The organism is Bacillus sp. FSL R5-0416 (assembly GCF_037975425.1).
In the GTDB taxonomy this organism is placed as follows: Bacteria; Bacillota; Bacilli; order Bacillales; family Bacillaceae; genus Bacillus; species Bacillus subtilis.
The window spans coordinates 1,345,698-1,363,904 of the sequence record NZ_CP150252.1; the positions used below are offsets into that span (position 1 = coordinate 1,345,698).

Consider the following 18,207-nt stretch of genomic DNA (forward strand, 5'->3'; position numbering starts at 1 on the left):
TCATGCACAATCAAACAGTCAGAGCAACTGTATTTAAAGCCAATGCCGCGGCTCCACAAACAAAGCAAATCTATGAAGATGACTTTTCTGAGCTGTACGGAGAGGACATTATCGCTCCGCCCTACAATATCATCGAGCTCAAAACCATTGCCGAATACTCGACCATTCTTCAGCAATGCATTGATGCGTACAGAGTGAATATTACAGGCTTTGGATTCGATGTTGAGTACACATTTGATGTCAACGCAAGTGATGTCGATCAGGCAAAAAAGAAAAGAGCGGAAAAAGACTGGGCCAGACTCGAAGCCTTTTATAAATGTCTTCACTTTGATGAATCAGCTGAAATGATTTTAGGCTATGCCATCGAAGACAGAGAAAAAACAGGCAACGGATTTATGGAAGTGCTTCGCGACGGGGCGGGAAAACCTGCCGGCATCGAATATTTAGATGTGAAATATATGCGTGTATGCGGAGCAGGCGAGCCTGTAGAGGTTTCATTCGTATATGAAGAAAACGGGAAAATGAAAAGGATCAAAAGGCAAAAACGCTTCCGAAAATATGTGCAGATGATCAATGGAAAGAAAGTATTTTTTAAAGAATACGGCGATCCGCGAAAAATGGATATTCGCACAGGTGAATATGTAAACACATTGGCAGAGAAGTATCAAGCAAATGAAGCCATTCACCTCAAAATCGGAAGCGGCGTATACGGTGTACCCCGCTGGATCGGCAATATTGTCAATTTATACGGGGCCCGAAAAGCAGAAGAGCTCAATTTTATGTATTTTAAGCAGGGACGTCACGTCCCCGCTGCGATTACAGTGGAAAACGGGATGCTGTCTGAAGCTTCTTACCGGGAGCTGCAGGAATACATGAATGATCTTGAAGGTGTTGAAAACGCCCATAAATTTCTCCTGATCGAAGCGGAAGGAATCGCAAAAGAAAAGGATCTCCACGGAGGCGAGGATATTACGCCGGTTTCCGTGGAAATCAAATCCTTGGCTGAAATTCTCCAAAACGACGCCCTGTTTCTTGAATACGATGAAAAAAGCAGAAATAAGCTGCGTTCCGCGTTCCGTCTCCCGCCGCTGTATACAGGCGAGGCCCAGGAATACAACCGGGCGACAGCTGATACTGCTAGAAAAATTACGGAGGAGCAGGTTTTTCAGCCGGAGCGAAAAACGCTCGTGAATAAACTGAATACGCTGCTTTTGCCGGAGCTGAATATCCATGACGTCAGGCTGACATTAAAAGGACCAGACTTTCGTGATCCGCTTGAGATTGCAAAGGTGCTCGGTCCTTTTATTACAGCAGGAGCAGTCTCGCCGAATGATTTACGCGACCTTGCCGGACGGGTGCTTGGCAAAACACTGGAGGAGTGGCCGGAGGACATTTATAAACGGCCTGCAGGACAGGATGCGGAAAAGACAAACCTGACTGCGCTCATGCAGGAGTTGAAAGAAAGCATCGAAGATATCAAAACGTCCTGAAGGGAGGTGAATCAAGCAGGTGGCGCGAGAATTAAGAAATGCCAAAATCAGCTTTGTCAGTTATGTGGACAAGGCGGCTAACCAGACAGAATTTTTCTTTATGAAGTCAGCCGAACCTCCGTCATTTGAAAAAAAGGTTCGGCTGTTTACAAAAAGTGAGCAGGATGAACAAAAGCTCGTGTACGGAATCGTGTATGAGCCTGATGTTCCTGATGCCCACGGCGATTTTATGACCGCCGAGGAAATTGAAAAAGCGGCGCACGGTTTTCTCGCGGAGGCACGGGAGATTGATATCAATCACAACTTTGAGGGCGGAACCGGCGTCGTGGTCGAGTCCTATGTGGCGCCCGATGATTTTATGATCGGGTCAAAGCGGATTACAAAGGGCTCATGGGTACTCGTGACAAGAGCGTCTGACGAGGTGTGGGAACAGATTAAGGCTGGAATTATCACCGGCTACAGCATGGCTGGCACTGCAGATGTGTATGAAGAAGAACCGGTCGAAAAAGCAGGGTTCTTTAGTGTATTCAAGCAAATGCTTGCTGACAAAACAGGGAAGGAGACTGAAGAAATGAGAAAAGAAGACATGAAAGAATCATTCGAGCATGCGCTTTACCCTCTGCTCAAACGGCTTGAGCGGATTGAAAAAAACACAGACACGGAGGAAAAGCCGGAGCAGACGGGTGATGACGAGCGTCTGAAAAAGCTCGTTGAAGACATGCTTGCCCCGCTGATCGAACGCATCGAGGCTTTGGAAAAAGCGCGAGGCGCGTCTAAGCAGACAGCGGACGATACGGGCGGCAATACAGAGCAAGTCAAAAAATCAATCTGGAGCGGACTGCTGTAAAACCAGTCAAGGAGGAGGAAATCAATTGAGAAATCAAGAGATCATTCGGAAAGCGGAAATGTCGCTTTCTGCTTTAAAAAGCGGCGGGCTTATGAACCCTGCGCAAGCATCGGCTTTTATCCGCATGGTGCAAAACACGCCGACCATTTTCAGTGAATCCCGCGTGATTCAAATGGAAAATGACTCGCAAAAATTTGAGAAAATCGGCTTCGGCCAGCGTATTCTGCGGGCTGCGCAAGAAGGAAAAGCACTGTCAAACGACGAGCTGACAGTTCCAACGACAAGCACTGTCCAGCTGAACACGAAGGAAGTCATTGCGGAAATTAACATTACGTATGACACACTTGAAAACAATATTGAAAAAGACGGCCTGCAGCAGACAATCATGCAAATTTTAGCAGAGCGCGCAGCAGTTGATATTGAAGAGCTGATCGTTAACGGTGATACAGCATCAGCTGATCCGTATCTGGCACAGCTGGACGGCATCCGTAAACAGGCGGTTTCCCATATCGTTGACATGAACGGTGAAGAACTGTCCAGAGCGACATTCAAGAAAGGCTTAAAGGCAGTTCCGCCAAAATATTTGCGCATCCCTCAGGAATTCAGATTCTATACGTCTCACGGCTTAGAAGTTGAATGGAAGGACCGCGTGGCAGACCGCCAGACAAACCTTGGGGACCAGGCTGTTCAGGGCGGCTTGTCAACAGCATTCGGCGTACCGGTCAAAGGAGTATCCAATATTCAGCCGTACACAGTCGGTGAGGGAGACGCGCAATATGACGCTTCTGATATCATTCTCACACATCCGAAAAATATCATTCTCGGCTTCTCCCGCAATATCCGAATTGAAGTCGACAAAGACATCCGCTCCCGTAAATTCATTATTGTCTTAACGGCCAAGCTGGACAGCAAGTTCGAGGAAGAGGATGCCTGCGCGAAATTAATTAACGTAAAAGAATAATAGAAACGAGGTGGTCAGCTCATGCTCATTGAACCGACTGACGTAGCCTCCTATTCGGTCTATGATCGGGTGAAAAACAGGCCGGAAGAGCTGCTGGCGCAGGATATCATCGAGGCGGAAGCAGAAGCGGCTCTCATCACGGGCCACCGCTTTGAAGACAGCTTGTATGATCCGCTGCCCGGTAAGGTGAAGCTGGCTTTAGTAAAGCTTGCCCAGTATTTTGCGCTTGTCAACAGCGATGAATCTGCCTCATCAAGCTATCAGTCTGAGAAAATGGGGGATTATTCCTACACGGTTTCCGGAGAAGGCGGGATTCAGCGGCCTGAGGTGTATCATTTGCTCGAAGAGTTTATCAAGCCGGGCTACGTCCCTGAATCCTCCAGACTGAAGGTGAGATCTTTATGAGCTACAAGCAGATGCTCATTCACCGTTGCGACATTTATCATGAAGCAGCCCAAGCGCCGTCTGCAGGCCGATTTGGGATTCCGGCAGACAGGCTGCAGCCGGTGATTTCATATCCCGATACACCCGATGAACAAGATGTCCCTTGTTATTTTACCGAAAAAACACAGCAGCTGATTCAGGAGAAGCCGGATCAAACTGTATATCATAGCTTTCTCGTCCATTTTCCGTTGTCAGCGGACATCCGAGTGAACGATAAAATCATTTGGGAGAATCATAAATATATACTAAAGCTGCCGAAAAGGATCAGGCATCATCATTGGGAGGTCGTCGCAGTCAGGGATGAAAGCCTATGAAAATAGCGGGATTGAAACAGCTGAACACGGCATTAAAAGAAGCGGCTTCAGGCGGTTTTTCCAGACAGGCGTCCCGGTGGCTTGAGGAGTGCGGGCAAGATTTTCTGGAGATCGTCCAATCTGAACTCATCAGCACACAAACGATTGATACAGAAAAACTGCTCAGTTCCTTTGAGAAAGGCGCAGAGGACAATCTCTGGATTGTGCAAAGCGGCGGGCTTTCGCTTGAGGTGGGGACACAGCTTGATTACTCCTCATTTCTTAATGACGGCCATTGGACGTCAAAACAAGATGTGAGATGGGTGCCGGGGCGTTTTCAAGGCTCACGGTTTATTTATGATCCAGCGGCTTCAACGGGAATGGCGCTCAAGAGAAAATGGATACCGGGCACGGGCTACTGGGATCATGCACTGCTTTTATATGAACAGCTGTTTGAAAAATCGCTGGAAAGCAAACTGCGCCAGTGGCTGAAGAAGCTGTAAAGGAGGAGCAGGATGAACAGTGAAACAGGATCGATCATGGCGTTTTTGTACAGCCGGTGGTCTGTTCCCATTTATGAACGCGAGCTTCCTGATCACTTTCAGGTGCCGTCGTTATACGTCCCGCCACCATCTGTTTTCGAGGAAACAGATACGGTCTCCACATTTAAAAAAACCTACAGTCTCAATGTAAAACTGTTTCATCTGGACTCCGTTCAGGCACTGGATGAAGCGGACAGGCTCGCGGATGCCATCAGAGAAGCGAGAAATATGATTCCGCTGCTGAGTGAATCCGGTGAGAAGACGGGGGATATGGTTCGCATCTCCCAAATCGAGACAAGGGTAGGGGACAGGGGCGAGGCGGCCATGGTGATCAGGTGGAGCAGCCGATATTATTATCACAAAACAGAACAGCCTGTCTTACAGGATATCGACATGAACAGCGGGGTGAAATAAACGGTGTCAAAGGACAAACAACAGAAGAAGGCTGTACATACAAAGAGCCGAGAAGCTCTATTTGATACAGCGGATTTGATTAAGCACGCGAAGGAACTGTTCGGCGTTAAGCCGGATATTCTTCAGGGGGCTTTATTTGGCGTGGATCAACCACGTATGACGAAATCAGAAGCCAACCAATTGATTCAAACATTTCTAACCAAGGAGGTCATGTCATCATGAATGGCGGAACATTTACAACAGGCAAAGAAAAAGAACGTGCAGGCATTTATTTTAACTTTAAAACGACGGCACAGGAGCGGGTATCACTCAGTGAACGGGGAACAGTCGCACTTCCGGTCGCATCAAGCTGGGGCGAAGCGAAAACGTTCGTCTCCATTTCCAGCGTTGAAGACCTAAACAAAAAAGTGGGCCTCAGCATTGATGACCCGTCTTTATTGCTGCTGCGTGAAGCGAAGAAAAATGCGAAAACGGTATTGATGTACCGTCTAACCGAAGGTGTCCGAGCGTCTGCTGATATTGCTGAAGGCGTCAAAGCAACTGCAGTATATGGCGGAACAAAAGGAAATGACATTATCATCCGCATCAATCAAAATGTGCTGGATGCTAATTCTTTCGATGTGACAACATATATGGACGAATCAGAGGTTGATAAACAGACTGTCAAAAAGGCTGAAGAATTAACAGCTAACGGCTATGTCACTTTTACCGGAACAGGCGATCTTTCTTCAACGATTCCTCTCACTGGATCAGAAGGAGACACTGCAGCTGAGACGCTGAATGCATCCGCGGGAATCCGTTTATCTGGCGGTACGGATAAAGCCCCTGTCAACTCCGATTATACAGATTTCTTAGCCGCGGCTGAAACGGAGAGCTTTGATGTGATTGCGCTGCCTGTTGCAGAAGGTGACCAGTTGAAGGCGACGTTTGCTGCTTTCATTAAACGCCTTCGCGACGGCCAAGGACAAAAAGTGCAAGGCGTCACAGCCAATTATGCCGGTGATTATGAAGGCATCATCAACGTAACTGAGGGTGTGCTGCTTGAAGATGGCACGGAAGTTACACCCGACAAAGCAACAGCTTGGGTAGCTGGAGCGAGTGCAGGAGCAACCTTTAACCAATCACTTACATTTGTAGAGTACGAAGGCGCAGTTGATGTGTTACACCGCCTCGACCACGATACGATTGTTGAACGTCTGGGCAAAGGTGAATTTTTATTCACATTCGACGCCCGTGATAAATCCGTCAGCGTAGAAAAGGACATTAACTCACTCGTGACGTTCACAGCTGAGAAAAACAAGAAATTTGCGAAGAACAAAATCGTTCGTGTCCTGGATGCTGTGAATAATGATTTAACACGCGAGCTGAAAGCCTTAATTAAATCAAGAAAAGGCAGCGGAAGCGATATCCCGGCATCTGAAGACGGACTGCAGTATGTAAAAACGATGATCACGCAATACATGACAACGCTTCAGGATGCGGGCGGCATCACTGGCTTTGATTCTGATGAAGATATCACAATTTCAATGAATGAAGATCGTGACGGCTTCTTGATTGACCTGGCTGTTCAGCCTGTCGACGCAGCAGAAAAATTCTACTTTAATGTGGAGGTAAACTAATATGGCATTAAAAGCACAAAACACAATTTCAGGAAAAGAAGGCCGCTTATTTCTCGATGGTGAGGAAATGGCGCACATCAAAACATTTGAAGCAAACGTTGAGAAAAACAAATCCGAAGTCAACATTATGGGCCGCCGCATGACAGGCCATAAAACAACAGGGGCAAATGGAACAGGGACCGCAACGTTCTACAAAGTCACATCAAAATTCGTGCTATTGATGATGGACTATGTCAAAAAAGGCAGCGACCCTTATTTCACGCTCCAAGCTGTGCTGGATGATCAATCCTCCGGCCGGGGCACAGAGCGAGTCACGCTGTACGACGTCAACTTTGACTCTGCCAAAATTGCAAGCCTTGATGTCGATTCAGAAGCGTTAGAGGAAGAAGTTCCATTTACATTCGAAGACTTCGACGTCCCTGAAAAGCTATCTGACACGTTTTAATCAAAGCTGAATCAGCCCATACGCAGACCTTTCTCAGAAAGGTCTGTTTTTAAAAGATGAAACCAAACAATAGACAAGGGAGTTTTTTACATGAGCGAGAAGAACGAAAACGTATATGATCTTTCCTTTTTTATGCCGGGAAAAACAATTGAAGCTGAGGAAATCAAAGTGCCGATCTCAAAGCGTTTTGTTGATAAAAAAGGGAATGTCATTCCGTTTATTTTAAAACCAATTACTACTGAACGTATTGATGAATTAGAGAAAGAAAACACCACATTTAAAAATGTGAAAGGCCGCGGCCGTGTCAAAGATTTAGACTCCCAGCGCTTTTATGCGAGAATTGCCATCGAATCTACTATTTATCCTGATTTTCGTTCAAAAGATTTAAGGGAAGCATACAAAACTGCGGATCCGGTAGAAGTTGCCAAACGTGTATTATCTGTTGGGGGAGAGTATGCGAACTGGCTGAATAAAGCAATTGAAATCAATGGTTTTGAAGATGATCTTGAAGATCTAGAAGAAGAAGCAAAAAACTAGTAAAGGATGGCGATAAGGAAGCTGTGTATTTGTACTATGCAATGCATGAGCTTCATTACTCGCCATCCCAACTTCTTGAATTATATGAAGCACCAAAACATTTTAAAGCTCTTTTATTTGGGTTGATAGGTTATAAGCTAGATCTATTAGAAAAAGAATCAAGGAGAGGAGGGAACTAATATCGCAAAATTAACAGCCCGTTTTGATCTCGAAGACAAGGTATCTAAAAAACTAAAACGGATACATAAAGGATTCCAAGAGGTCGAAAAAAAAGTCAAAACCATTAATCGGCAAATCAAAATCAGTATCAGAGCGGAAGATCAGGCATTTTACCGGCTGAGAAAAATAAACGACTATATCATTTTGAAATTCGCGAAATCGCTTGAAATTAATGTTGTACTTGATGACCAAGTCACTTCAAAGCTTGATGCAATTGAAAGAAAACTTAAACGGCTGCCGAAAGAAACGAAGCTGACTGTCTCTTTGGTAGACCGGACAGCAGCTGCGTATAAAAAAATAAAGAAGATGCTTTCTTATCAAAAGCTATCATTCCTTTTGATTCCAGATGACAAGGTTACTTCTACAGTTAAAAGGATTATCGGTTATATTAAGAAAAATTTGAAAAAAGGATACACAGTCAAACTAAAGGTCATCGATGAAATCACCAAAACAGTTAATCGATTAACAGCCCTTCTAAGGAAATTTGAAAAAACCTATTATGTAAAAGTGGTTGTTAAAACAAAAGTATCAGACAAAATCAATAAAAAAGAAAGCCCGATTAACAAAGAAACTTCTAAGAGAGAATCAGACAAATCCTCAGATAAAGGCTCTGATAAGAGCTCAGATCAAAAACCTGGTTGGGTCGGAAAAATAAAAGGCTGGCTGAAGGATTGGTGGACAAAATCAGCTTGGCCTTGGATCAAAGATACGCTCAATGAAATAGGCAAAGCTTTTTTGGATCGTTTCAAAGAGAGATTGATAGAAAAGCTGAAAAATGATGTGTTTGATAAGATCATTGATAAAATTCTAGGACCACAAAAAAAGGACGATTCTGGTGAAAATTCTGACACAGATAAAAAAGTCCTTAACCGTAATACAGGAGGAAATTGTTGCTGTGACTGCTGTGAAGGCGGTATCAGCCCGGGCACTAAAAATAAAAAAAACTATAGAAAAAAGAAAAGTCCCACAAAGGCTCCAAACAGAACACTCAAGGTTCCTGGAGAGGTGATAAGAAGACGCCAGAGCGGCACACCTGCTGAAAGTGCACCTAGGACCTCGGGTTCCAAGTTAAAGAACTGGCTTGGAGGGTTAAAATCGCTAGGGAAAGATTCATCCAAACTAGGTAAAGCGTTCAGAGGAATGGGAAAGGCTGTTCCATACGTAGGATCTGCTTTAGCAGTGTTTGATTTAGCTGGAATCAATAAAGATAATGCTGGCGAAAAGGTTGGTTCAATTGGAGGACGCATTGCCGGAGCGGAAGCTGGTGCAACAGCCGGAGCGGAAGCTGGTGCAACGATTGGATCTTTCGTTGGTCCGGAAGGTACAGCAATCGGCGGGGCAATCGGCGGAATTGGCGGCGGGTTAGTAGGCGGAATCGGCGGCGAAGAAGCAGGTAAGAACATTGGTAAGATGTTTGATACTTCTAAGTTAAAGGAGAGCATAAGCAATTCACTATTTAACAAAGAGTGGTGGAGTGGAAAATGGAACTCCATTTCTGATACTGCCAATGGGGCTATTACTTGGATTGAAGATACATGGAGTAAAGTTTCAACTTGGTTTGACCAGTATGTGTTTACACCTATTTATAATGTTGCTGTACCTGTAATTAATTTTATAGTAGGATTGTTTGCCTATGCATGGGATGGCATATTGGCAGTATGGAACATTGTCTACCCGTGGTTTAAGGATAACGTGTGGGATCCAATAAGCGGAGCAGTTACTAATGTTGCTACAACGATATGGACTGGGTTGTGCAACGCCTGGACGGTTATTTCAGGCATATGGTCTACTGTTTCAACATGGTTTATGGACAATGTGTGGAATCCTGTAAGTGAAGCCGTAACCACTGCGGCAACATGGATTTGGAGTAAGATCAATGATGCATGGACAATGATTTCCAATATTTGGACAGGGGTATCGAATTGGTTTTATGATAATGTATGGAACCCGATCGTCAAAAAAGTAGAAGATATTAAAACTTCAATAAAAGAAAAATTCGATGATGCAAGGAAATTTTTTGAGGATGCATGGGATGGAATTGAAACTTGGTTTAATGAACATGTGAAAGATCCATTGGTTAAAGTATCAGAGAAAATTGCTGAGAAATTTCAATGGCTATTCGATTTAAAAGATTCAGTTGGTGGTTTCGTTGCAAAAGTAATACACAGGGGGGAAGAAGTTACTCACCTCAAGAAAAAACCAAGCAAAAAGGACTCGAAAGAGAAAAAAACTAGTTCCAAACCAACTACTAATAACATTTTTGCTCAATCTCCATCAAATAATAATATGACTGTTTTTCAACAAGCACTAGATCAGAACGCCACAGGCGGCTACATCACCAAACCAACCATCTCGTGGATCGGTGAAGCCGGCAAGGAATTCGTTATCCCGGTTGATAACAACCGAGGCCGGGGGAAGATGCTTCTTTCACAAGCGGCGTCTAAGCTGGGTATGCAAGTTGTAGACGACATGGGAGCAGCTTCGTCTTCTGGCGGAAGTCCAGCATCTGTTTCAGGAGGAGCAGCTGTCAGTCCTCTATCAGGTTCAGCCTCACCAGCAATGAACACTGCAAATCTTACAGGCCAAGCGTCCACACTCGGACAGCAATTTTCAGAAGGCTTTGGTAAAGGCATCAGCGATCAACCTGTCAAAATGGAAGACTGGAAAAAGAAAAACATCAATACGCCATTTACACAAATGATTTCTGCTTCACCAAATTACGGTAAACAAATGGTAAGCGGGTATGCCAAGGGCCAAAACGGCACTGCAACCGGAACGGACGGCTTTTTGCAATCAAAAGTTAAAACGCCGTACCAAGCCACTGTGAACAAATCGTCTTCATGGGGCACAGGAACGGTCAAAGGCTTTGCGCAAGGACAAAACTCAACCCAAACAGGGACTGCACAGTATGTGAGTACACATGTTGACAAACCGTTCCTGCGTTCAAAAGACACATCGAACAGCTGGGGCTCCGGTTTGATCGGAAACTTTGTGACAGGCATGAATTCTAAATCCAGTGAAGTAAAACAAGCAGCAAAGGATATGGCCAAGAGAGTGGAGCAGGCTTTCCGTGAGGAGCTAGATATTCATTCACCTTCCCGTGTCATGATGAGCTTGGGGCGTTTTGCTTCAATTGGTGTTGTCAAAGGCCTTGGCTCAGTAGATGTAAAGAAATTTGCTGAAAAACAAGCCGGATCACTGGCGGCTGCCTATTCCGGAATGGGAGCCATGGGCGGGAACGTAAAACAATGGATTATGGCTGCTCTCATGGCCACCAAGACACCGATGAGCTGGCTACCGGGACTCATGACGATTGCGCAGCATGAATCCGGAGGCAATCCGAATGCAATTAACTTGTGGGACAGCAACGCAAAAGCGGGGCATCCGTCACAAGGGCTGATGCAGACGATCCCAAGCACCTTTAATGACCATAAAGCACCGGGTATGGGTAACATTAAAAACCCGATTCACAACGCAGCTGCTGCGATCGGCTACATTAAAAGCAGATATGGATCAATCAACAATGTGCCGGGTATTAAAAGCCTGAATCATGGCGGACCGTATGTCGGTTACGCAAACGGCGGGCTGATTACAAAAGAACAAATCGCCCGTGTCGGTGAAGGAAACAAGCGGGAATGGATCATCCCAGAGGAACGGGGCATCCGCGGCCGCTACCTCCTTCAGAGAGCTGCGCAAGCTCTTGGTATGGAAGTGACAGATCCGTCTCAATCCCAGCAGTCTGAGCTTTCTTCAGGACAAGTTTCAGCAGTTACATCCGGTACACGGCAAACGATACAAACAGCCGGAATGAAAGAAATAAAGATTGAGTTTAACGGAGACCAGCACTTCCATAATGGACAGGACGCTGAAACCCTTGCAGCGAGAATCAAGCAGGCGCTTATAGACGAACTGCAAAAGGATATCAATATTGGCACGAAGGGAGTCGTTGCATTTGACTAAATCCGTATATGAATTTTGGATTTCACAAGGGAAGGACAAGCTGCGGCTCCCCGTTCTTCCCGACCAGTTAAATATTTCAAATACGGTTCAGAATGAGACGGTTAAAGTAGCCAAGTTCGGTGACCTTACATTTATTGACGAACAAGGCGCGAAAGAAATTTCGTTCTCTTCGTTTTTTCCGAAGAAATACAGCCCAATAGCTGAATATCAAACCTTCCCGTCGCCGGAAAATGCGATAACAAAAATTGAAAAATGGATGAAGGCCAAAAAACCGGTTCAGTTTTTGATTACGGGAACTAAAGTGAATTTAACATGCAGTATTGAAGGTTTTTCCTATAGCGAAGGCCAGCAGGATATAGGTGATCGCACCTTTGATATTCAATTAAAAGAATACAAAACCGCTTCCCCGCGGAAAATCAAGCAGAAGAAAAAAACAAAGGCAAAACGTCCGTCGAAGGCTGCGCCGAAGACGTACACAGTGAAAAAGGGAGACACGCTATGGGACATTGCAGGCAGATTTTACGGGAACAGCACTCAATGGCGCAAAATTTGGAACGCCAATAAAACAGCAATGATCAAACGAAGCAAACGGAACATCAGGCAGCCGGGCCACTGGATTTTTCCCGGCCAAAAATTAAAGATACCGCAATGAAACAGGTGATGTATGATGATAGAACTGTTCGTCATTAAAGACACAGAGTGGCTTGAGCTGGTTGCTGAAAGCGTATCGCTTGAAGGCCACCGTTATCAGGCGCCGCGCTCTATTGAAGCGACCATCGTCACCAAGCAGGGCGACCAGACGTATTACAGTGTCTCAGAAGGAGATACGGTTTTGTTTAAATGGAAGGGAAAAGAGCTGTTTCGGGGCATTGTTTTTGCAAGAACCCCGGACGAGCATACGCTTGCCTTCAGCGCCTATGACATGCTTCAGTACCTGGTCAAAAACCAGGATATGTACGTGTTTTCCAATCAGCGGGCCGACCAGATCATCAGAAGGATTGCTAGTGACTTCCAGATACCGACAACCTCGATCGCAAACACAGGCCATACGATCAAAAGTCTTGTCATTAAAAATGATACGACATTGTATGACATCATATTAAAAGCGCTGAAACAGACGAAAAGCCAGACAGGACGACATTACCAGCTGTATTCGGAAAAAGGAAAGCTCGGTCTGCGCGCTTGGCCAGATCCGTCAGAGGTATGGGTGCTTGAAACGGGCGTCAATATCACGGGCTACCAATACAGCACTTCTATAAACGACACTGCTACTCGGGTGGTGCTTCGCCGGCAGAAGGACAATAAGACATATAAAGCCTCTGCCAAGGACAGATCAGGCTTAAATAAATACGGTGTGCTTCAATATACGGAAACGGTCACGGATGACATCAACCAGGCACAGCTTCAGCAGCGGGCAGATGTAAGCCTTGCTGAAAAAAAGGGCGTGAAAAAAGAACTGAAAAATATTCAGGCAGTGGGCATCCCGGAAGTGCAGAGCGGCTTGCCCGTCTATATTTCGATTCCAGAGGCCGGCATCAAGAAAACCTATTGGGTAGATACGGACCGGCATGAATTTAAAGGAACGAAACATACGATGACGATCGATGTTGTTGAAAAGAATACGATGCCGGAAGGAGTATCCTGATGAGATTAAGTGAGGCTATAAAACATTTGGCAGTCGGCGCAATTGACGCTGAGTCTCCGGTAGAACTGCTCCCGGCTGAAGTCGTTTCGGTTTCTCCTGTGGAAATCAAATTAAAAGAAAACAGCAAACTGATCATACCGGCTGACGCCATCATTATCCCAAAACGGATGCAGTCCGGAGGAGACGATGCACTCGAGCCGGGGGATCGCCTCATGACCGCGGCTCTGACTGGCGGGCAATCGTTTTTTATTTTAGATAAGGTATAGACAAAACCGCTTCAGTACGAAGGGGTTTTTATATTTAGCATGTAAAAGGAGTGGGCATCATGGCCCTGACACCAGAAGTAGAGTTTGAGGATTTTGAAGATGAGAGCGAAGTCATTGAAACCTCGCAAACGTATAAAATAGATTTTGAAAACGGAAGAATTACGAATGAGCTGATTACCGGGCTTGAAGCGATCAGGCAGTTCGTGTATATCGCCTTACAAACAGAACGCTATGCGTATGCCGTATATAGCCATAATGTCGGAAATGAGCTTCAGGACGTGCTGACAGATCATGAGACAACTGATGCGTATAAAAAGATGGAGATTCCGAGGCTGATAGAAGAGGCGCTGGTTTATGATGACCGGATATCGGCTGTAACAGATTTTGAGATTGAAAAACAAGGCGACGCGTTTCATGTGTCCTTTGTAGTGGAGACGGATGAAGGGACGCTTGAGATTGAGGAGGTGCTTGGCGAACATGTTTGAAGATCAGACCTTTGAAAATATTATGGAGCGTATGCTGAACAGCATTTCCGCAGATATTGACACAAGAGAAGGCAGCGTCATTTATAATGCGTTAGCCCCAGCGGCGGCCGAGCTTGCGAAGTCTTATATATGGCTGGATACTGTGCTTGAGCTAGTTTTTTCTGATACCGCACAAGGCGAATTTTTAGACAGGCGTGCAGCGGAAGCGGGAATTGAACGGACAGCCGCGACAAAGGCGGTCAGAGCGGGAGAGTTTACATCTGGAGTTACTATTCCTGTCGGCTCCCGCTTTTACGTGGATAATCTTTATTTTCAATATACGGCAGACGGGACGCTCATCTGTGAAACACCTGGTGAAGCGGGAAACGCCAATCTGACCGGACGCAATTTACTGTCATTGGATACCATTCCCGGTTTAGAAACGGCCATTGTCAAAGAAATCCTGATTCCGGGGCGCGAGGAAGAGGGAGATGACAGCTTGCGAGAACGGTATTTTACAAGGGTTCGGCGTGAGGCCGTCAGTGCCAATAAAATGCATTATAAAGAGTGGGCTGAGGAAGTGGACGGTGTGGGAAAGGCAAAGGTCTTCCCGCTTTGGAACGGTGAAGGCACTGTCAAAATTGTCGTCACCAATGCGAATCTTGAGCCCGCTTCTCATATTTTAATTCAAAAAGTGAAAGATTATATCGACCCTGAACCAGGACAGGGAGAGGGACAGGCGCCAATCGGAGCCGTTGTCACAGTGGAGAGCGCGGTCTGGAAAGAAGTTGAGATTTCTGCCGAAGTGCTGCCTGAGATCAATCACTCAATTGACGAAGTGAAGTCAGAAATTGAGGAAGGCGTTTTAAATCTCTTTAAGAAAATGGCTTTTGAAGATAACGTCATCCGCCTTTCTCAAATTAACAATATCGTCTATAATTCACCATCAGTCAGTGACTACTCCAATATTCAAATCAACGGCACGTCTGAAAATCTGGTGCTGAGCGACGTGGAAATTCCTAAGCTTGGGCAGGTGAAGATCATTGAGCAAACAAGATGACATGACAGCGTATCTGCCGCCGTTTCTTACCAGCCTTAAAGAAATGGCTGAGCTGCTGAAAGCGGAAGCGCCTGAGTTTGATAAACAAAATGACAGCATATTTGATCTGACGGATCAGTTATTCGTACCGACGGCGACATGGGGGCTCAGCCGCTGGGAAAAGATTTTAAACGTACCGCGGGAATCAGGTGACACTGATGAGATCAGACGATTGAGGCTCATTTCCAAAATGTCGAACATCCCGCCAATCACATACAGGGCCATTGAGCAGGCGGTAAACCGTTTCTTGAAAAACCCGTCTGCACAGGTCCGCCTGATTCCCGGCGAATACCGATTTAACGTCGATATCAATGTTGATGACCTCCAGCACATGAATGAGCTGATCGAAGCGATAGAAAACATGAAGCCCGCTCATTTGGCGTATACGCTCAGAGGCGGATTGAACGAGACGCTGCAAATCAAAGACACAGTCATCCTGAATCATCGCAGATACCGAACAGTCAGTGAGCTCAAGGTCGGTTATTCTGTCACTCTTAACAATAATGAGGTGGTCTTAACTTGATTTCAACCATATACAGAGAACGCACAGCGGCTGATCTAAAAAGCAGAATCGATCACGTGCTGCTCAACGGCCAAAAAACAGAAATAGTAGAGCTCGCCATTGACGGTGCGACCGTCACCGTTCTGACAAAACGTGAGGAAGACATCAAGCATATCGAAACGGTACAAATTTTTGACGAGCTGGGCAATGTGATCACAGAGAGAAAGACTGACCTGGACGTCAGCGAAAACAGAACACTCGATTTCAGATTTACCTTTGAGGTGGTGTAAACATGGCATACGAAGAAAAAACAGACTGGCTTCCGGACGACCCAATCAACGAAGATGACGTCAACCGCTGGGAAAAAGGCATAAAAGACGCCCACACCGACCTGGCCGCCCACAAAAACGACATGAACAACCCCCACAACACAACAAAGGCGCAAATCGGGCTGGGGAACGTGGATAATGTGCAGCAGGCGGCGAAGAAGGATTTTGACAAGCATGAGCAAGATCAGGTGCGGCATATCACATCGACAGAGCGTGAAAACTGGAATGCAAAAGAAACTCCAGCTGGTTCTCAAAGTAAGGCTGATACAGCTGAGAGGAATGCAAAAGCATACACTGATGATCTGGCTGCAAGAAGAGATAATCCAAACCAAGTCACAAAGGCACAAGTTGGGCTGGGGAATGTTGATAATGTACAGCAAGCTTCTAAAGCTGAATTTAATTCACATACGAATGATTCAATCCGTCACATCAAATCAGATGAGCGTACTAAGTGGGATAATTCACAACTATTCAAAATAACAGCCGACAATGGAACACAAAAAATCAACCTAACTTCTGGGTCTTTTTATGAAGCTCTAAAAGATTCAGGATCTATGTCTTTTTATGGAACAAATGCTGTAACGGATAACCCATCTGACACAAGCTTGCGCGGTATGCAATTAGTTGGTCAGCCTGGAATTGGCGTAGGTTATGCAGTAGATGTAAAGGGAAATGCTTGGTGGTTCTACTATAATGCGAATCAAACTGCGATAAATTGGTATCCGATTGAGTCTACAACAGGGGCACAGTCAAAAGTAAATGATCATGCTAAGGATCAAACGCTCCATATATCTTCATTAGAAAGAAAGAAGTGGAATAGTGGACAGTTATATCCGTTTACAACCACAAACGGTCAGAGGATTCAGATTGAAAATGAGGGAAGCCTATTTGATTTACCGACAGGTTTTTATTTCGGTGCTGCTGTACAAAATCATCCAGGCGGTGATAAGTCAGCTTGGTATTACTATGATATTACAGAAGTACCGGCAGATCTGGCTCCGCCGCAAGGATTAAAAAAAATTGTCGCTACAAGATCTTTTGATAATCGTACATGGATTGGAACAATTCATAAAGAAGGTGAATTCACGGGTTGGCGTGAAGTCATTACTAATTTAGATTTTGAAGATATATCTTGGAATGATGTACCATATAAAAACGGCGCTAAATCAGGTGATAGGCCCCTTCAGTATCGTAAAGTAGGAAATACTCTTCATCTAAATGGTCACGTTCTGACTGACAGAGAGATTGTTTTTGCAAGCATCCCTTCTTCGTGTGCTCCTTCAAAAGGAGTTGTAAAGTTAGTATCTGCAAGTGGAACAACAGGTTATAGCAAAATAATTATTTACGCATCAGGTGACATGAAATTAACAGGTATTATGGCTAATGTTGAAAATAATGTAAATGGCTATTATATCGATTTAGTAATACCTTTAACATAGGTACAAAGGAGAAAAATATGAAATTAATATATCCTTACGGAGCAGATAAAATCTATCTTGGTAATCCTGTTGAGTTATTTAGAGATCAAGATACAGGGGATTATATTATTCCTAAAAATGCTACAGACATACCTCCAGAATTGAATGGAGAGGGCATGTGGCGACCAATGTTTAATGAAGAAAAGCAAACATGGATAGAAACAGCAGATCAAGCTTATAAAAAAAGCTTACTGGAGGATGTTCCATCTGAATCCAATCCAACGAATGACCAGCTTTCTGCACTTGGCAAACAGTTAACAGAGGAAAAACTAGCGAGAATACAAGCAGACCAAGCACAGAAGGCTTTAGGTATGCAGTTAACTGAAGAAGTAATAGCTAGAAAGGAAGCAGAAGCATTAAGCCAATCTTTAGGTAAACAAATAGCAGCCTTAAAATTAGATCTACTGAATTTAAAGGGAGGAATGACAAGTGAGTCTTAATTTCTGGGTATATGCCCTGTTTTATAAATGGGCTACAACATCAATGGTAAGGGAAGCTATGATGTTTCATGACTGTTCAGTTGATGACTTAAAGGAAGGTGTTAGTGAAAAATATGTTACACTTGCCCAATTTAAAGAAATAACAGATCAAACATACGAGGAAACGATGAAAGCCAACTAAAAGGCTTTTTTATTTTGCCTCAAAGGAGGTGA

General features: G+C 44.9%; 22 protein-coding genes and 1 pseudogene. All 23 read left to right on the plus strand.

The window, feature by feature from the left end; genetic code table 11:
* The first annotated feature begins 2 nt into the window (after positions 1 to 2).
* The 23 genes and pseudogenes from NYE20_RS07195 to NYE20_RS07305 all read left to right on the plus strand — a co-directional run bounded on the left by NYE20_RS07195 (position 3) and on the right by NYE20_RS07305 (position 18,175).
* On the plus strand, positions 3 to 1,490 hold the full coding sequence (locus NYE20_RS07195; protein ID WP_032725514.1) for a phage portal protein: 1,488 nt from the start codon (positions 3 to 5) through the stop codon (positions 1,488 to 1,490).
* A 19-nt stretch (positions 1,491 to 1,509) separates the two neighbouring features.
* On the plus strand, positions 1,510 to 2,337 hold the full coding sequence (locus NYE20_RS07200) for an XkdF-like putative serine protease domain-containing protein (protein ID WP_161621525.1): 828 nt from the start codon (positions 1,510 to 1,512) through the stop codon (positions 2,335 to 2,337).
* Between the two features lie 25 nt (positions 2,338 to 2,362).
* Entirely contained in the window at positions 2,363 to 3,298 is a 936-nt protein-coding gene (locus NYE20_RS07205; protein WP_003232690.1) for a phage major capsid protein, read from the plus strand.
* A 21-nt stretch (positions 3,299 to 3,319) separates the two neighbouring features.
* On the plus strand, positions 3,320 to 3,703 hold the full coding sequence (locus NYE20_RS07210) for a DUF3199 family protein (RefSeq protein WP_021479474.1): 384 nt from the start codon (positions 3,320 to 3,322) through the stop codon (positions 3,701 to 3,703).
* Entirely contained in the window at positions 3,700 to 4,056 is a 357-nt protein-coding gene (locus NYE20_RS07215; protein WP_003232682.1) for a YqbH/XkdH family protein, read from the plus strand. Before NYE20_RS07210 ends, NYE20_RS07215 begins: the two co-directional genes overlap by 4 nt.
* Complete coding sequence (locus NYE20_RS07220) at positions 4,053 to 4,538, plus strand: HK97 gp10 family phage protein (protein ID WP_021479473.1); 486 nt, start codon at positions 4,053 to 4,055, stop codon at positions 4,536 to 4,538. Before NYE20_RS07215 ends, NYE20_RS07220 begins: the two co-directional genes overlap by 4 nt.
* Before the next feature lie 12 nt (positions 4,539 to 4,550).
* A complete protein-coding gene (locus NYE20_RS07225) occupies positions 4,551 to 4,991 on the plus strand; it encodes a phage-like element PBSX protein XkdJ (RefSeq protein ID WP_003232680.1) in 441 nt (146 codons plus the stop codon).
* A 3-nt stretch (positions 4,992 to 4,994) separates the two neighbouring features.
* The gene (locus NYE20_RS07230) at positions 4,995 to 5,213 is read left to right on the plus strand and encodes a hypothetical protein (RefSeq protein WP_003232679.1); all 219 of its coding nucleotides are present in this window, start codon (positions 4,995 to 4,997) and stop codon (positions 5,211 to 5,213) included.
* Positions 5,210 to 6,610: a phage tail sheath family protein gene (locus tag NYE20_RS07235; RefSeq protein ID WP_003245369.1), complete on the plus strand. Its 1,401-nt coding sequence runs from the start codon at positions 5,210 to 5,212 to the stop codon at positions 6,608 to 6,610. The genes NYE20_RS07230 and NYE20_RS07235 overlap by 4 nt, the downstream gene beginning before the upstream one ends.
* A gap of 1 nt (position 6,611) precedes the next feature.
* Positions 6,612 to 7,055, plus strand: a complete 444-nt coding sequence (locus NYE20_RS07240) for a phage tail tube protein (protein WP_003232677.1) — start codon at positions 6,612 to 6,614, stop codon at positions 7,053 to 7,055.
* 90 nt (positions 7,056 to 7,145) lie between these two features.
* The gene (locus NYE20_RS07245) at positions 7,146 to 7,592 is read left to right on the plus strand and encodes a phage-like element PBSX protein XkdN (protein ID WP_003232676.1); all 447 of its coding nucleotides are present in this window, start codon (positions 7,146 to 7,148) and stop codon (positions 7,590 to 7,592) included.
* A 29-nt stretch (positions 7,593 to 7,621) separates the two neighbouring features.
* The gene (locus NYE20_RS07250) at positions 7,622 to 7,771 is read left to right on the plus strand and encodes a hypothetical protein (protein ID WP_003239113.1); all 150 of its coding nucleotides are present in this window, start codon (positions 7,622 to 7,624) and stop codon (positions 7,769 to 7,771) included.
* 1 nt (position 7,772) lies between these two features.
* Positions 7,773 to 11,771: a transglycosylase SLT domain-containing protein gene (locus NYE20_RS07255; RefSeq protein WP_161621796.1), complete on the plus strand. Its 3,999-nt coding sequence runs from the start codon at positions 7,773 to 7,775 to the stop codon at positions 11,769 to 11,771.
* Positions 11,764 to 12,423 carry a LysM peptidoglycan-binding domain-containing protein gene (locus NYE20_RS07260; RefSeq protein ID WP_033884962.1) on the plus strand — a complete coding sequence of 220 codons (660 nt, stop codon included), beginning with the start codon at positions 11,764 to 11,766 and terminating at the stop codon, positions 12,421 to 12,423. Before NYE20_RS07255 ends, NYE20_RS07260 begins: the two co-directional genes overlap by 8 nt.
* Positions 12,424 to 12,438: 15 nt before the next feature.
* Entirely contained in the window at positions 12,439 to 13,416 is a 978-nt protein-coding gene (locus tag NYE20_RS07265; protein WP_069703542.1) for a phage portal protein, read from the plus strand.
* Positions 13,416 to 13,682, plus strand: coding sequence for a DUF2577 family protein (locus NYE20_RS07270; protein WP_069703541.1), 267 nt, complete (start codon positions 13,416 to 13,418; stop codon positions 13,680 to 13,682). Before NYE20_RS07265 ends, NYE20_RS07270 begins: the two co-directional genes overlap by 1 nt.
* Positions 13,683 to 13,741: 59 nt before the next feature.
* Entirely contained in the window at positions 13,742 to 14,167 is a 426-nt protein-coding gene (locus NYE20_RS07275) for a DUF2634 domain-containing protein (RefSeq protein ID WP_101502036.1), read from the plus strand.
* Positions 14,160 to 15,206 carry a baseplate J/gp47 family protein gene (locus NYE20_RS07280; RefSeq protein ID WP_161621526.1) on the plus strand — a complete coding sequence of 349 codons (1,047 nt, stop codon included), beginning with the start codon at positions 14,160 to 14,162 and terminating at the stop codon, positions 15,204 to 15,206. Before NYE20_RS07275 ends, NYE20_RS07280 begins: the two co-directional genes overlap by 8 nt.
* Positions 15,190 to 15,768 (plus strand): YmfQ family protein, encoded by a 579-nt coding sequence (locus NYE20_RS07285; RefSeq protein WP_161621527.1) that lies wholly within the window; start codon positions 15,190 to 15,192, stop codon positions 15,766 to 15,768. The genes NYE20_RS07280 and NYE20_RS07285 overlap by 17 nt, the downstream gene beginning before the upstream one ends.
* The gene (locus tag NYE20_RS07290; protein WP_003232665.1) at positions 15,765 to 16,037 is read left to right on the plus strand and encodes a hypothetical protein; all 273 of its coding nucleotides are present in this window, start codon (positions 15,765 to 15,767) and stop codon (positions 16,035 to 16,037) included. The genes NYE20_RS07285 and NYE20_RS07290 overlap by 4 nt, the downstream gene beginning before the upstream one ends.
* Before the next feature lie 2 nt (positions 16,038 to 16,039).
* Positions 16,040 to 16,369: pseudogene (locus tag NYE20_RS07295) on the plus strand (terminase); the annotation flags it as partial.
* A 1,163-nt stretch (positions 16,370 to 17,532) separates the two neighbouring features.
* Positions 17,533 to 17,994 (plus strand): hypothetical protein, encoded by a 462-nt coding sequence (locus tag NYE20_RS07300; protein ID WP_072174134.1) that lies wholly within the window; start codon positions 17,533 to 17,535, stop codon positions 17,992 to 17,994.
* Positions 17,984 to 18,175, plus strand: coding sequence for a phage portal protein (locus tag NYE20_RS07305; protein ID WP_080375511.1), 192 nt, complete (start codon positions 17,984 to 17,986; stop codon positions 18,173 to 18,175). The genes NYE20_RS07300 and NYE20_RS07305 overlap by 11 nt, the downstream gene beginning before the upstream one ends.
* Positions 18,176 to 18,207: the final 32 nt, after the last annotated feature.